The 13,859-nt window shown below is 74.1% G+C and carries 11 protein-coding genes and 2 tRNA genes; 6 read left to right on the top strand and 7 right to left on the bottom strand.

Annotation, left to right across the window (positions count from 1 at the left end; translation table 11 throughout):
- Positions 1–117: 117 nt before the first annotated feature.
- The 7 genes from CR938_RS06855 to amaB all read right to left on the bottom strand — a co-directional run bounded on the left by CR938_RS06855 (position 118) and on the right by amaB (position 6,474).
- Positions 118–194 (bottom strand) — tRNA-Pro (locus CR938_RS06855).
- 94 nt (positions 195–288) lie between these two features.
- A complete protein-coding gene (locus CR938_RS06850) occupies positions 289–1,200 on the bottom strand; it encodes a DMT family transporter (protein ID WP_162124286.1) in 912 nt (303 codons plus the stop codon).
- Entirely contained in the window at positions 1,194–2,234 is a 1,041-nt protein-coding gene (murB, locus tag CR938_RS06845) for a UDP-N-acetylmuramate dehydrogenase (protein ID WP_162124285.1), read from the bottom strand. The genes CR938_RS06850 and murB overlap by 7 nt, the downstream gene beginning before the upstream one ends.
- Positions 2,231–3,286, bottom strand: a complete 1,056-nt coding sequence (locus tag CR938_RS06840; RefSeq protein WP_162124284.1) for a quinone-dependent dihydroorotate dehydrogenase — start codon at positions 3,284–3,286, stop codon at positions 2,231–2,233. Before CR938_RS06840 ends, murB begins: the two co-directional genes overlap by 4 nt.
- Before the next feature lie 44 nt (positions 3,287–3,330).
- A complete protein-coding gene (locus CR938_RS06835; RefSeq protein WP_162124283.1) occupies positions 3,331–4,062 on the bottom strand; it encodes a metallophosphoesterase family protein in 732 nt (243 codons plus the stop codon).
- Positions 4,063–4,064: 2 nt separating this feature from the next.
- The gene (locus CR938_RS06830) at positions 4,065–4,838 is read right to left on the bottom strand and encodes a class I SAM-dependent methyltransferase (RefSeq protein WP_162124282.1); all 774 of its coding nucleotides are present in this window, start codon (positions 4,836–4,838) and stop codon (positions 4,065–4,067) included.
- Positions 4,839–4,941: 103 nt separating this feature from the next.
- Complete coding sequence (gene amaB, locus CR938_RS06825) at positions 4,942–6,474, bottom strand: L-piperidine-6-carboxylate dehydrogenase (RefSeq protein WP_162124281.1); 1,533 nt, start codon at positions 6,472–6,474, stop codon at positions 4,942–4,944.
- Positions 6,475–6,634: 160 nt separating this feature from the next.
- On the opposite strand from amaB, the gene CR938_RS06820 reads away from it, so the two are divergent.
- The 6 genes from CR938_RS06820 to CR938_RS06795 all read left to right on the top strand — a co-directional run bounded on the left by CR938_RS06820 (position 6,635) and on the right by CR938_RS06795 (position 13,852).
- A tRNA-Arg gene (locus CR938_RS06820) sits at positions 6,635–6,711 on the top strand.
- 370 nt (positions 6,712–7,081) lie between these two features.
- Positions 7,082–9,592 carry a bifunctional aspartate kinase/homoserine dehydrogenase I gene (thrA, locus tag CR938_RS06815; protein WP_162124280.1) on the top strand — a complete coding sequence of 837 codons (2,511 nt, stop codon included), beginning with the start codon at positions 7,082–7,084 and terminating at the stop codon, positions 9,590–9,592.
- On the top strand, positions 9,589–10,527 hold the full coding sequence (locus CR938_RS06810; RefSeq protein WP_162124279.1) for a homoserine kinase: 939 nt from the start codon (positions 9,589–9,591) through the stop codon (positions 10,525–10,527). Before thrA ends, CR938_RS06810 begins: the two co-directional genes overlap by 4 nt.
- A gap of 38 nt (positions 10,528–10,565) precedes the next feature.
- Positions 10,566–11,852, top strand: a complete 1,287-nt coding sequence (gene thrC / locus CR938_RS06805; protein ID WP_162124278.1) for a threonine synthase — start codon at positions 10,566–10,568, stop codon at positions 11,850–11,852.
- A 74-nt stretch (positions 11,853–11,926) separates the two neighbouring features.
- Positions 11,927–13,003 (top strand): L,D-transpeptidase, encoded by a 1,077-nt coding sequence (locus tag CR938_RS06800; RefSeq protein ID WP_162124277.1) that lies wholly within the window; start codon positions 11,927–11,929, stop codon positions 13,001–13,003.
- 63 nt (positions 13,004–13,066) lie between these two features.
- Positions 13,067–13,852: a murein L,D-transpeptidase catalytic domain family protein gene (locus tag CR938_RS06795; protein ID WP_162124276.1), complete on the top strand. Its 786-nt coding sequence runs from the start codon at positions 13,067–13,069 to the stop codon at positions 13,850–13,852.
- Positions 13,853–13,859: the final 7 nt, after the last annotated feature.

Raw genomic sequence — 13,859 nt, 5'->3', positions numbered from 1 at the left:
GCGTGGGGGCATACGGGCGCGGGCGGCACCGGCCACCGCCGCGGGAGGAATCCGGCTGGTCTCGGGGCCGGATACGAAAAAAGCCTGCGCAGGGCAGGCTTTCTTCTTCTCGTCTGCTGGTCGGGGAGACAGGATTCGAACCTGCGACCTCTACGTCCCGAACGTAGCGCTCTACCAGCCTGAGCTACACCCCGACGAGGGCGCAAATCATAACGGATCGATCCGGAGTTGGGAAGAACTGGTGAAGAAATTTTTTCGCCGGATGCGCCGTGCAAGGCGCCGGCGTGCTCACTCGCCCGGTTTGGCCGCCGCGCTGGCGGCCTCGGAGGAGGCGCGGCGCGCCAGCACCGCCTCGCGGTGGGCGATGTAGGCATTGGCCGCCAGGATCACCAGCGCGCCCAGCACGGTCCAGCGGTCCAGCGCCTCGCCGAACAGCAGCCAGCCGAACAGCGCCACGATCGGCAGCTGCATGAAGCTGATCGGCTGCAGCGCCGACACGTCGCCCAGCTTCAGCGCCCGCGTCCACAGCATGTGCCCGCCGGTGCCGAACACGCCGGCGGCCACCACCCACAGCCAGGCGATGCCCTGCGGCCACTGCCACACGCCCAGGGCGGGCACCAGCGACATCGGCACCCACAGCAGGGTGGTCCACAGCACGATGCGGTCGGCCGGTTCCACCGCCGACAGCTGCTTGATCTGGATGGCCACGATGCTCGACAGCAGCGCCGCCATCACCGCCACCAGCGAGCCGGCGCTGAAGCCCTCGGTGCCGGGGCGCACGATCAGCAGCACGCCGATGAAGCCGGCCACCACCGCCGCCCAGCGGCGGATCCGCACCTGCTCGCCCAGCAGCGCGGCCGCGGCGATGGTCACGAACAGCGGGGTGGAGTAGGACAGCGACACCGCCTGCGCCAGCGGCAGGTGGCCGATGGCCCAGAAGCCGCACAGCATGGAGCAGACGCCGACCAGACAACGGAACAGGTAGCGCGGGAAGTGCCGGGTGCGCAGCAGGCCGGGGCCGTGGCGCAGCAACAGCGGTAGTGCCGCCAGCAGGCCGAAGAAGTTGCGGAAGAAGGCGATCTCGAAGGTGTGCAGGCTGGCCGAGGCCAGGCGGATGGCCACCGCCATCAGGCCGAACATCGCGGTGCTGGCCAGCATCAGCAGCGCCGCCCGCCAGGGCGTCGGCATCCGGCTCACCATTGCGCGCCCACCAGCCGCGGTTCCGGTTCCAGGGCCACGCCGAAGCGTTCGTGCACCGAGGCGGCGATGCGCCGGGCCAGGGCCAGCAGCTGCGCGCCGCTGGCCCGGCCGTGGTTGACCAGCACCAGGGCGTGCGAGGCGGCCACGCCGGCGTCACCCTCGCGCGCGCCCTTCCAGCCGCAGGCGTCGATCAGCCAGGCAGCCGAGAGCTTGCGCGTGCCAGGGCGGTCGCCGGGGAACACCGGCAGGCGCGGATGTGCGGCCTGCAGGGCCCGGGCCTGCGCCTCGGGCACGATCGGGTTCTTGAAGAAGCTGCCGGCGTTGCCGGTTCCTGCCGGGTCCGGCAGCTTGCGCCGGCGGATGCGGATCACCGCCTCGGCCACGTCGCGCGCCGTCGGCGCGCGCACACCCATGGCCTCCAGCTCCTCGCCGATGCCGGCGTAGTCCAGGCGCAGCGGCGCCTGCCGGGCCAGGCCCAGCTCCACCGCGGTGACGATCCAGCGGCCCGGATGGCGCTTGAACCCGCTGTCGCGGTAGGCGAAGGCGCAGGCCTCGCGGTCCAGCCGCACGGGGCGGCCGGCCTCGCGGTCCCCGGCCTCCACCGCCAGCACGTGCTCGCCGACCTCCACGCCGTAGGCGCCGATGTTCTGGATCGGTGCCGCGCCCACGCTGCCGGGGATCAGGGCCAGGTTCTCCAGGCCGCACAGGCCCTGCTCCAGGCTCCACATCACCAGGCCGTGCCAGGAGGCGCCGGCCTCCGCGCGCACCACCACGCGGCCACCGGCCTGGCCGGCCAGGGCGATGCGCGAGGCGCCCAGGCTCAGCACCGCGCCGGGGGCGTCGCCGGCGAACAGCAGGTTGCTGCCGCCGCCCAGCACCAGCAGGGGCAGGCCGCGCACCTGGTCCAGGGCCAGCGCCTCGCCCAGCACGGACAGGTCGTTGACCTCCAGCAGCCAGGGCGCACGCGCCGCCACACGGAAGGTGTTGCGGGTGCCCAGGTCGGCGTCGCGGCGCAGACGGTACAGCGCGGTCATGCCGGCACGGCCGCCCCGCGGCTGGGCGCCTCCTTGCGCCTGCGGATGGCGTCCACGCATTCGCCCACCAGTGCCGGACCGCGGTAGACCAGGCCGGTGTAGACCTGCACCAGGTTCGCGCCGGCGGCCATCTTGGCCACGGCGTCGGCGCCGGAGAGGATGCCGCCCACGCCCACCAGCGGGATCGCTTCGGGCAGGCGCGCGCGCAGCCGGCGCAGCACCAGGGTGGACTGGCCCATCAGTGGCGCGCCCGACAGCCCGCCCGGCTCCTTGGCGTGGCGGTGGCCCTGCACGGTCGTGCGGTTGACGGTGGTGTTGGTGGCGATCACGCCGTCCACGCGCAGGTCGCCGAGCACGCGCGCGCACGCGTCGATGTCGTTGTCGTTGAGGTCCGGCGCCACCTTGACCAGCACCGGCACGCGCCTGCCGTGGCGCGCCGCCAGCGCCTCCTGCGCCTCGCGCAGGTCGCCGACCAGGCGGTGCAGCGCCTGTTCCTCCTGCAGCTCGCGCAGGCCGGCGGTGTTGGGCGAGGAGATGTTGACGGTGACGTAGTCCGCCAGCGGGTAGACCCGCTCCAGGCAGTACAGGTAGTCGTCCGAGGCCGACTCGTTGGGCGTGTCCTTGTTCTTGCCGATGTTGATGCCCAGCAGGCCGCCCTTGCGCTGCGCGCGCTCGACGTTGCGGACCAGCGCGTCCACGCCGTCGTTGTTGAAGCCCATGCGGTTGATGATGGCGCGGTGCCCGGGCAGGCGGAACAGGCGCGGCCGCGGGTTGCCCGGCTGCGGGCGCGGGGTGACCGTGCCGACCTCGACGAAGCCGAAGCCTAGCGCCAGCAGCGCGTCCACGTGCGCGCCGTTCTTGTCCAGGCCGGCGGCCAGGCCAACCGGATTGGGGAACTCCAGGCCCAGCACGCGCGTGGGCAGCGGTTCGCGCCGGTGTGCCAGCAGGGTCATGGCGCCGGTGCGCCAGGCCAGGTCCAGGCCGGCGAGGGCCGCCTCGTGGGCGCGCTCGGCCTCCAGGGTGAACAGCAGGGGGCGGGCGATGCCGTACATCGTCAGCAGGCAGGATGGAGGGGGCAGGGGGACGGCGGCATGGTTCAGGCCACCCGTCCGGTACGCAGGGCCATGGACCAGTCGCCGCAGCCGCGGGCCGCGGCGAGCCGGGCCATGGCCCGGAAGTCGTATTCCACCGCCACCAGCTCCGCCTCCCAGTCATGCCCGTGGCGCTGCAGCACAGCGTAGCGCGCGTGCGGGGTCCCTGTCTCGGCCCGGTGCGGCGAAGGCCAGTCCGTGCGGTACGCCGGCAGGCCCACGCTGCCCGGGTTGACCACCAGGCAACCGTCGTCCAGGCGCACCGTGCGCGGGGTATGGGAATGCCCGCACAGGACCAGGCGCGCGCCGCCACCGCCCAGGCGGCGGGCCACCTCGGCCGGGGCGGAGGGGCGCAGCCGGCCCGCGTGCACGTCCTCCAGCAGGTACGTGCAGTCGCTGTCCGGGGTGCCGTGGCACAGCAGCACGTCCTCGATGCGCAGCAGCGGCGGGAGGGCCGCCAGCCAGTCCAGCTGCGCCCGCGACAGCTGCGCGTGGGCCATGGCATCGGACGGGCGCATGCGGTCCGGCGGGTCCAGCAGCTGGCGGTCGTGGTTGCCGCGCACGGTGGGGAAGCGGCGTTCCATCAGCAGGTCGGCGGTCGCGGCCGCGCGCAGCGGGCCGGACAGCATGTCGCCCAGGTTGACCACCAGGTCGCAGCCGCGGCGGGCGATGTCGGCCAGCACCGCCTGCAGCGCGTCGAGGTTGCCGTGGATGTCGGAGATGGCGGCGATGCGCATGCTCATCCGTCCGGGACGCCGACGTGGATGCGGGTGTCGTAATCGAAATCCACCCGGCCGTCCACCGCGGTGGAGGCGAACAGCGCCTCCAGCGCTTCCATCATCGGCCCGTGGCGCGGGTCGCCCGCGCGCGGCGCGTAGGAGGAGGACAGCAGCCGGCCACGCAGGGCGTCCAGGTCCAGCCTCTGGGTGTTCGGGAAGGTCGCCATGCCGCGCAGGCCGGCGCCGAACCAGCGGGCCATGGCCGCCTCGTCCGGATAGCGCCCGGCCACCTGCGCGTACTCCGGAGCGTGCTCGCGCAGCAGGCGCTCGTAGCCTTCCAGGAACGGGCTGCCGGAGGTGCGGCGGAAGTTCCAGTACACCGCCACCAGGCCGCCCGGGCGCAGGATGCGCCGCGATTCGGCCTTCACCGTCCGCCGGTCGAACCAGTGGAAGGCCTGCGCGGCCGAGACCAGGGCCACGCTGGCGTCGGGCAGGTGGGTGGCCTCGGCGCGGCCGTCCACCGCGGCAAAGCGCGGATGCCCGCCCAGCGCGGCGATGGCGGCCTGGCGCATGGCCGGATTCGGCTCCACCGCCACCACCGCGTGGCCGGCCTCGAGGAACATCCGGGCAGAGATCCCGGTGCCGGCGCCGATGTCGGCCACCGGCCAGTCCGGGGCCACGCCGTGTTCGTCGCGCAGCCAGCGCAGCAGCGCCGGCGGATAGCCGGGACGGTGGCGGACGTAGTCCGCGACGCGGCCGGTGAAGCGCGTGGTGGGGGCAAGACCGTCCGTCATTGCGCCTCCGTCGCCGGCAGGCCGGCATGCCGATGGACCGCGCGGCCGGCGCGTGCCGGCCGGGATGCGGCCGGCGGCACGGGGCCGCCGGCCACGGTGCCGCTTACAGGTCGAACTTGATGCCCTGGGCCAGCGGCAGGGCGTCGGACCAGTTGATGGTGTTGGTCTGGCGGCGCATGTACACCTTCCAGGCGTCCGAACCGGACTCGCGGCCGCCGCCGGTGTCCTTCTCGCCGCCGAAGGCACCGCCGATCTCGGCGCCGGAGGTACCGATGTTGACGTTGGCGATGCCGCAGTCGCTGCCGGACGCCGACAGGAAGCGCTCGGCCACCTTCAGGTTCTGGGTGAAGATCGCCGAGGACAGGCCCTGCGGCACGCCGTTCTGCATCTCGATGGCCTCGTCCAGGGTCGAGTACTTCATCACGTACAGGATCGGCGCGAAGGTCTCGTGCTGGACCACCTCGTCGCTGTTCTTCAGGCCGGTGATGATGGTCGGCAGCACGAAGTGGCCCGGCCGGTCCAGCCTGGCGCCGCCGGTGACCACGGTGCCGCCGGAGGCCTTGGCCTTCTCGATGGCCGCCAGGTACTGCTCCACCGCCTCGGCGCTGTTGAGCGGGCCCATCAGGTTGTGCGGGTCCAGCGGATCGCCGATGCGCGCCTCGACCTGCTTGTAGGCCTTGACCAGCGAATCCAGCACGCTGTCGTAGATGGACTCGTGCACGATCAGGCGGCGGGTGGTGGTGCAGCGCTGGCCGGCGGTGCCGACCGCGCCGAACACGATGGCCGGGATCGCCAGCTTCAGGTCGGCGCTCTCGTCCAGGATGATGGCGTTGTTGCCGCCCAGCTCCAGCAGGCAGCGGCCCAGGCGGCGGGCCACCTTCTCGGCCACGATGCGGCCGACCCTGGTCGAGCCGGTGAAGCTGATCAGCGGGATGCGGCGGTCGTCCACCATCCTCTCCGCCAGCGCGGTGCCGGCGTCGTTGATCAGGAAGAAGATGTCCGGGAAGCCGCCGGCCTTGAGGGTCTCGTTGCAGATCCTGGTGGCGGCGATGGCGGTCAGGGGGGTCTTGTTGGACGGCTTCCAGATGCAGATGTCGCCGCAGATGGCCGCCAGGAACGAGTTCCAGCTCCACACCGCGACCGGGAAGTTGAAGGCCGAGATGATGCCGACCAGGCCCAGCGGGTGGTACTGCTCGTACATGCGGTGGCCCGGGCGCTCGGAGTGCATGGTGTAGCCGTACAGCATGCGGCTCTGGCCCACGGCGAAGTCGGCGATGTCGATCATCTCCTGGACCTCGCCGTCGCCCTCGGCCTTGCTCTTGCCCATCTCCAGCGCGACCAGCGAGCCCAGCGCGTCCTTGTGCCGGCGCAGGGCCTCGCCGCACAGGCGGATGGCCTCGCCGCGGCGCGGGGCGGGGACGTTCCGCCACTCCTTGAACGCCGCCTGGGCGCGGGCGACCACCGCCTCGTAGTCGGCCTCGGTGGTGGCGTGGACCTCGGCGATCACCTCGCCGGTGGTCGGGTTGGTCGGGCGCAGCGTGCCGGCGCCGGTCGCCTCGGACCAGCGGCCGTCGCCAAGGTAGGTGCCGGAATTGGTGGCGCCAAGGCCAAGGGCCTGGAGCAGGGCTTGGGACATGCGTTCTCCTGCGAATCGGATGCGGGGCCGGGGGCCCGGAAGAAGATGCGCCGCAGGTGGGGGACGGCGGCACGCGTGAAGCGCCCGGATTCTAGCAAAGCGCCCCGCGCCCACCGGGGCGTTGGGCTGGGCGCGCTGGTCATGCGACAATGCACGCCACGGCCCCGTAGCTCAGCTGGATAGAGCGTCCCCCTCCTAAGGGGAAGGTCGCACGTTCGAATCGTGTCGGGGCCGCCATTCCGCCCTTCCCGGACCGCCATGCCGGCGGCGGGGCGGAGCGTCGGGCGACGCTAACTGTTTCTTCCGCAACGGAATTTTTCCGCCGATGTTGCACTGCAACCCCTTGACAGGGTGCGGTGGCATCGTGTCCTCTTGGGGCCATGTCCAGGTCCTGCGCCCACTTCCACCTCCTTCCGGCCCCGGAGCGGGAGCGTGGGCGTGCGCCGGCCATGGGCCTTGCCACCACCATTACCACCACCACCGGTATTACCACCCCGGTGCGGTCGGCCGTCCCCGTGTAACCACGAAACCCACGGCCCCGCACCTGGATCAGGTTGCGGGGTAGCGCCCGCACCGGATGCGGCGGGGCCTCAGACGAGAGGTCCCCATGTCGTTGCCCGCCGCTGAAGCCGAACTTCCCTCCGCTCCCGTCCGTCCCGCCCGCACCGTCGTGCACAAGTTCGGCGGGACGTCCGTCGCCGATGCCGAACGCTACCGCCACGTCGCCCGCCTGCTGCTGGAGCGCGACGAGGCGCTGCAGGTCACCGTGGTCTCGGCGATGAAGGGCGTGACCGACGCGCTGATCGAGCTGGCCCACGCCGCCGGCCGTGGCGGCGACGCCTGGCGCGATCCCTGGCACGACCTGCGCGCGCGCCATCGCAGCACCGCCGTGGCCCTGCTGGCCGAGCAGGCCGGCGAGGCGGTGGGGGGGATCGACCGCCGCTTCGACGAGCTGGCCCGGGTGCTGGAGGCGGTGAGCGTGCTCGGCAGCCTGCCGGAGGAGGTGCTGCAGCGCGTGCAGGGCCTGGGCGAGGTGTATTCGGCGCAGCTGCTGGGCATGCACCTGCGTGCGCTGGGACAGGACGTGGCGGTGCTGGACGCCCGCGAGGTGCTGGTGGTCAGCCACGGCGAGCTGGGCGTGGACGTGGACTGGGAGCGCAGCGCCGCACGGCTGGAACAGTGGCGGCGGAACAACCCGCAGCCGCGGGTGGTGGCCACCGGCTTCGTCGCCCGCGACGCGCAGGGCCGGGTCAGCACCCTGGGCCGCAACGGCAGCGACTACTCCGGCGCGATCTTCGCCCGCCTGTTCGGCGCCGACGAGCTGCACATCTGGACCGACGTGGACGGCGTGCTCTCGGCCGACCCGCGGGTGGTGCCGGAGGCGGTGCAGCTGGAGGCGCTCAGCTACGACGAGGCCTGCGAGCTGGCCTACTTCGGCGCCAAGGTCGTGCACCCGCAGACCATGGCCCCGGCGATGGAGCTGGGCCTGCCGATCATCATCCGCAACACCTTCCGGCCGGAACACCCGGGCACCCGCATCGCCGCCGAGCGCGACGGCCGCGGCCCGGTCAAGGGCCTGACCCTGAGCCCGAACCTGGCCCTGCTCAACCTGGAGGGCACCGGCCTGATCGGCGTGCCGGGCACGGCCGAGCGCGTGTTTTCGGCGCTGCGCGCCGCGCGCGTGTCGGTGGTGATGATCTCGCAGGGCTCCTCGGAGCACTCGATCTGCTGCGTCGTGCGCCAGGCCGACGCCGAGCGCGCCCAGGCGGCGCTGGTCAACGCCTTCGCCCACGAGCTGGCGGTGGGCCACGTGCAGCGCGTGCAGCTGGTGCCGGGCATCAGCGTGCTGGCGGCGGGGGGCGACGGCATGGCCGGGCAGCCGGGCGTGGCCGCGCGCCTGGTCCAGGCCCTGGGCCGTGCCCAGGTCAATATCCGCGCCATCGCCCAGGGCTCGTCCGAGCGCAACATCTCCCTGGCCATCGACAGCGCCGACGCCACCCGCGCGCTGCGCGCCGCCCACGCCGGCTTCTGGCTCTCGCCGCAGACCTTCGCGGTGGGCATCATCGGCCCGGGCAACGTCGGCGGCACCCTGCTGGACCAGATGCTGGCCGCGCGCGACGGCCTGCTGGCGCGCGCCCACCTGGACCTGCGCCTGCGCGCGATCGCCTCGCGCGGGCGCATGCTGCTGGACCCGCTGGGCATCGGCACGGACTGGCGCAAGCGCTTCGCCGCCGCCCCCGGTCCGGTGGACCTGGACCGCTTCACCGCACACCTGCTGGACTCGCACCTGCCGCACATGGTGATCGTGGACTGCAGCGGCAGCCCGGAGGTGGCCGACCGCTACGCGCAATGGCTGGCCGCCGGCATCCACGTCGTCACGCCCAACAAGCAGGCCGGGGCCGGCCCGCTGGCGCGCTACCAGGCCATCCGCGAGGCGGCCGCCGCCAGCGGCGCGCGCTTCCGTTACGAGGCCACGGTCGGCGCTGGCCTGCCGGTGATCTCGACCCTGCGCGACCTGCTGGACACCGGCGACGCGGTGCTGGCCATCGACGGCATCCTCTCCGGCACCCTGGCCTGGCTGTTCAACCGCTTCGACGGCGGCGTGCCGTTCTCGCAGCTGGTGGCGCAGGCGCGCGCGCTGGGCTATACCGAGCCGGACCCGCGCGACGACCTGTCCGGCACCGACGTGGCGCGCAAGCTGGTGATCCTGGCGCGCGAGGCCGGCTGCGCGCTGAGCCTGGAGGACGTGGACGTGGAGAGCCTGGTGCCGGAAGGCCTGCGCCAGGGCAGCGCCGAGGAATTCATGGCGCGCCTGCCCGAGGTGGACGCGGCCTTGGCCGCGCGGCTGGAGGCGGCCCGGACCGCCGGCAGGGTGCTGCGCTATGTGGCGCGCCTGGACGGCCGCGCGGGCCGGGCCAGCGTGGGCCTGGTCGAGCTGCCGCGCGAGCACGCCTTCGCCAACCTGCGCCTGACCGACAACATCGTCCAGTTCACCACCCGCCGCTACAGCGACAACCCGCTGATCGTGCAGGGCCCCGGCGCCGGGCCGGAGGTGACCGCCGCCGGCGTGTTCGCCGACCTGCTGCGCGTGGCCGCCGGCCAGGGAGCGCGCCTGTGACGGCGGCGCGCCAGGAGGCACGCGAGGCCCGCGCCTTCGCCCCGGCCTCGGTGGGCAACGTCGCGGTCGGCTTCGACATCCTCGGCCACGCCCTGGCCGGGGTGGGGGACACGGTCACGGTGCGGCGCATCCCCGAGCCGGAGGTGCGCATCGCCGCCATCCGCGGCGCCCCGCGGCCGCTGCCGCTGGAGGCCGAGCGCAACACCGCCGGCGTGGCCCTGCAGGCCATGCGCCAGCGGCTGGGGCTGGCCGGCGGCTTCGAGCTGGAGATCGACAAGGGCATCGCCCTGGGCTCGGGCATGGGCGGTTCGGCGGCCTCGTGCGTGGCCGCGCTGGTGGCGGCCAACGCGCTGCTGGACACGCCGCTGCCGCGCCAGGCGCTGTATCCGTTCGCCCTGGCCGGCGAGGCCGTGGCCAGCGGCGGCCGCCACGGCGACAACCTCGGGCCGATGCTGCTGGGCGGGCTGGTCCTGGCCACGGCCGAACGTCTGGTGCGCATCCCGGTACCGGAGCAGTGGCACTGCCTGCTGGTGCATCCGGAGGCGGTGCTGGAGACGCGCCGCGCGCGCGAGGCGCTGGCCGGCAGCTACGCGCTGGCCGACTTCGTGGCACAGAGCGCCAACCTCGGCCTGGTGCTGGCCGGCTGTTACACCGGCGACGCCACGCTGGTGCGCGCCGGCCTGCGCGACGTGCTGGTCGAGCCGCGCCGCGCGCCGCTGGTGGCCGGCTTCGACGCGGCCAAGCGCGCCGCCCTGGACGGCGGGGCGATGGGCGCCAGCATCTCCGGAGCCGGGCCCAGTGTGTTCGCCTGGTTCGAGACGCGCGAGCGCGCCGCGGCCACCGCGCCGGCGGTGCAGGCCGCCTTCGCCGAGGCCGGCCTGGACAGCCAGGCCTGGGTCTGCCCGATCGACAGCCCCGGGGCGGTCCTGCTGTGAGCACCGCCGCCCTCCTTCCGGACATGGATACGCCCCGCATGGACTACGTCTCCACCCGCAACGCCGCACCCGCCGTCGGGCTGGGCCAGGCCATCGCCGCCGGCCTGGCCCCGGACGGCGGCCTGTATGTGCCGGCGGAACTGCCGCCGCCGCGCGCGCTGCAGGCCGGCCCCGACCTGGCCCGGACCACCGCCACGCTGCTGGCACCGTTCTTCGCGGGCGATGCGCTGGCCGCCAAGCTGCCGGCCATCTGCGCCGAGGCCCTGGACTTCCCGGTGCCGCTGCGCCCGCTGGCCACCCCCGGCGACCATGTGCTGGAGCTGTTCCACGGCCCGACCGCGGCGTTCAAGGACGTGGGCGCGCGCTTCCTGGCCGCCTGCCTGGCGCGCCTGCGCCGTGGCGCGGAGCGGCCGCTGACCATCCTGGTGGCCACCTCGGGCGACACCGGCGCGGCGGTGGCCGCCGCCTTCCACGGCCGGCCGGGCCTGCGCGTGGTGGTGCTGTACCCGGACGGGCGGGTCTCGCCGCGCCAGGCGCACCAGCTGGGCTGCTTCGGCGGCAACGTGCAGGCCCTGCGCGTGGCCGGCTCCTTCGACGACTGCCAGGCCCTGGTCAAGCAGGCGCTCAACGACGCGCAGCTGCAGGCGCAGGTGCCGCTCAGCTCGGCCAACAGCATCAGCCTGGGCCGGCTGTTGCCGCAGATGAGCTACTACGCCCACGCGGCACTGGCCCACCACGCCGCCACCGGCCGGGAACTCAACTTCGTGGTGCCCACCGGCAACCTCGGCAACGCCCTGGCGGCGGTCCTGGCGCGCACCCAGGGCGTGCCTCTGGGCCGCATCGTGCTGGCCACCAACGCCAACCGCGTGCTGCCGGAGTACTTCGACGGCGGCCCGTACCTGCCGCGCGCCAGCCTGGCCACCCTGGCCAACGCCATGGACGGGGGCGCGCCGAGCAACTTCGAGCGCCTGCGCTGGCTGTACCGCGGCGACGACGCGGCGCTGCGCGCTTCCTTCACCGCGATGGCGGTGGACGACGCAGCGATCCGCGCCACCATCGCTGCGCGCCACGCGCGCCATGGCGAGGTGTTCTGTCCGCACACCGCTACCGCGGTGCACGTGTTGGAGACGCTGCGCGCGCAGGGGGTGGAGGGTGACTGGGCGGTGGCCGCCACCGCGCATCCGGCCAAGTTCGAGGCAGTGGTCGAGCCGCTGGTCGGCCCGGTGCCGGTGCCGCCGGCGCTGGCCGCGCTGCTGGCGCGGCCGGCCCATGCCCGGCCGCTGCCGCCGGACTACGACGCGCTGCGCCGGCACCTGCTGGCCTGAACGGGCAGGGCCGGCCGCCCCGTGCCGCGCGCCGGGCGGTTACCCTTGGCCGACGGCCGCATCCGGGGAGGAGCATGAAGGGGGAGGCGAACACGCCGCGCCCGTGGCGCCACCTGGCGGCGTTGCTGCTGATGCTGCTGGCCGTCGCTGGCGCCGCGGCGCAGGAGGCGGCCCCGCGCGGGCCGCTGGACCTCAGTCCGGGCGAGTTCCTGTGGCATCCGGAGGTGGCGCCGGACGGCCCGGTGGTGCTGGTGGTCAGCCTCGACGAGCAGCGTGCCTACGTCTACCGCAACGGCATCGCCATCGGCGTGTCCACGATCAGCTCCGGCAGGCCGGGCAAGGAAACGCCCACCGGCGTGTTCACCATCCTGCAGAAGAAGCGGGAGCACCACTCCAACCTCTACGACGGCGCGCCGATGCCGTACATGCAGCGCCTGACCTGGGACGGCATCGCCCTGCACGGAGGCACCCTGCCGGGCTATCCGGCCTCGCACGGCTGCGTGCGCCTGCCGCAGGCCTTCGCCGAGAAGCTGTTCGCCATCACCCGCAACGGCGACACCGTGGTGGTGGCCGACGCCCGCGCCGCGCCGACCACCCTGGTGTACCCGGCGGTGCTGGCGCCGGTGTCCGCCGGCGGTCTGCCGCTGCCCCTGCCGGAGGCCGGCGGGCCCGGCTACCTGTGGGACGATGCGGCCGCGCCGGAGGGGCGCACCGGGGTGGTGGTGAGCCTGGCCGACCGCCGCGTGTACGTGCTGCGCGGCGGCGTGCTGGTGGGGGAGGCGGCGCTGGAGCTGCCGGAGGGCGCGCCGGCGTTCCGCGGCACCACCCTGTTCGTGATGGAGGCCGGCAGCGGCGAGGGCGCCAGCCTGCTGGACCCCTCGCGCCCCTCGCGGCGTTGGACCGCCTATCCCATCCTCGATCCGCCGGGGCCGCGGCCGGAGACGGCAGGGGACGGGGAGGGCGCCATTGCCGCGCCGGGACCTGACCTGCTGCGCCGGCCCAGCCAGCCGCTGCGCCTGCCGCCCGGCTTCGCCCGGCGCCTGTACGACGCGCTGGTGCCCGGCACCACGGTGCTGGTGACCGACCTGCCGGCGCTACGCCGGCCGGGGGATGAACGGGAGGCGCAGCCGCTGTTGGAATCCGGCGGCTGATCGGCCAGGCTTGCGGCGTGGGCCCGGGGAGCCCGGCCCACGCTCCCCACGCGGAATTGCCGGATGAAGTCCCCGAGGTTGCGCGCCGGCCGCCGGCTGGCCCTGTTCCCCCTGCTGCTGGCCGCCGCGCCGCCGGTGGTGCCGGCCACGCGGCCGGAGGGTGTGCCCCCCGTCGAGGCGGCGGACGCCGCCGTTGCCGAAGCCGACCTGGTCCGGCGCCTGGCCGAGGCCGCGCCGGCGGCCGACCACCAGGTGCTGGCCCTGGCCGTGCGGGCCATGTCCTGTGCGTTGCGTGACCCGCAGGCGGGCGTGGATCCGCGCCGGCTGGGGGTGATCGACTATTCGCGCCCGTCCACCGAACCGCGGCTGTGGGTGTTCGACCTGGCCGGCGGCCGCCTGCTGTTCGAGGAATGGGTCGCGCATGGCCGCAACAGCGGCGACAACCTGGCCCGGCGCTTCTCCAACGCCGATGGCAGCCACATGACCAGCCTGGGCGCCTTCGCCGCGCAGGAGACCTACGTCGGCGGCAACGGCTACTCGCTGCGCCTGCGCGGCCTGGAGCCGGGCTTCAACGACCGCGCCCGCGAGCGGGCCATCGTCATCCACGGTGCGCCCTACGTGGACCCGGTGGCCGCCCGGCTGCAGGGGCGGCTGGGGCGCAGCCTGGGCTGTCCGGCGGTGCGTCCGCAGGTGGCGCGGCCGCTGATCGACAGCCTGCGCGGGGGCGCCTTCGTCTTCGCCTACTACCCGGATCCGGACTGGCTGCGCGGTTCGCGCCTGCTGGCCGGCGACTGCGCCGGCGGCGCGACCGTCGCCTCCGGCGCGGCGGCCGGGGGCCACGGCGGCTGAGCGCGGC

This window comes from Pseudoxanthomonas taiwanensis (assembly GCF_010093135.1).
Lineage (GTDB): Bacteria > Pseudomonadota > Gammaproteobacteria > Xanthomonadales > Xanthomonadaceae > Pseudoxanthomonas > Pseudoxanthomonas taiwanensis.
Note: the sequence above shows the minus strand (reverse complement) of the source record. Positions and strands in the feature narration are given on the sequence as shown.

What these genes read in the sequence shown, in the direction of transcription:
- CR938_RS06850 (WP_162124286.1), bottom strand. Translation starts at nt 1,200, where the DNA reads ATGGTGAGCCGGATGCCGACGCCCTGGCGGGCGGCGCTGCTGATGCTG.
- murB (WP_162124285.1), bottom strand. Translation starts at nt 2,234, where the DNA reads ATGACCGCGCTGTACCGTCTGCGCCGCGACGCCGACCTGGGCACCCGC.
- CR938_RS06840 (WP_162124284.1), bottom strand. Translation starts at nt 3,286, where the DNA reads ATGTACGGCATCGCCCGCCCCCTGCTGTTCACCCTGGAGGCCGAGCGC.
- CR938_RS06835 (WP_162124283.1), bottom strand. Translation starts at nt 4,062, where the DNA reads ATGCGCATCGCCGCCATCTCCGACATCCACGGCAACCTCGACGCGCTG.
- CR938_RS06830 (WP_162124282.1), bottom strand. Translation starts at nt 4,838, where the DNA reads ATGACGGACGGTCTTGCCCCCACCACGCGCTTCACCGGCCGCGTCGCG.
- amaB (WP_162124281.1), bottom strand. Translation starts at nt 6,474, where the DNA reads ATGTCCCAAGCCCTGCTCCAGGCCCTTGGCCTTGGCGCCACCAATTCC.
- thrA (WP_162124280.1), top strand. Translation starts at nt 7,082, where the DNA reads ATGTCGTTGCCCGCCGCTGAAGCCGAACTTCCCTCCGCTCCCGTCCGT.
- thrC (WP_162124278.1), top strand. Translation starts at nt 10,566, where the DNA reads ATGGACTACGTCTCCACCCGCAACGCCGCACCCGCCGTCGGGCTGGGC.
- CR938_RS06800 (WP_162124277.1), top strand. Translation starts at nt 11,927, where the DNA reads ATGAAGGGGGAGGCGAACACGCCGCGCCCGTGGCGCCACCTGGCGGCG.
- CR938_RS06795 (WP_162124276.1), top strand. Translation starts at nt 13,067, where the DNA reads ATGAAGTCCCCGAGGTTGCGCGCCGGCCGCCGGCTGGCCCTGTTCCCC.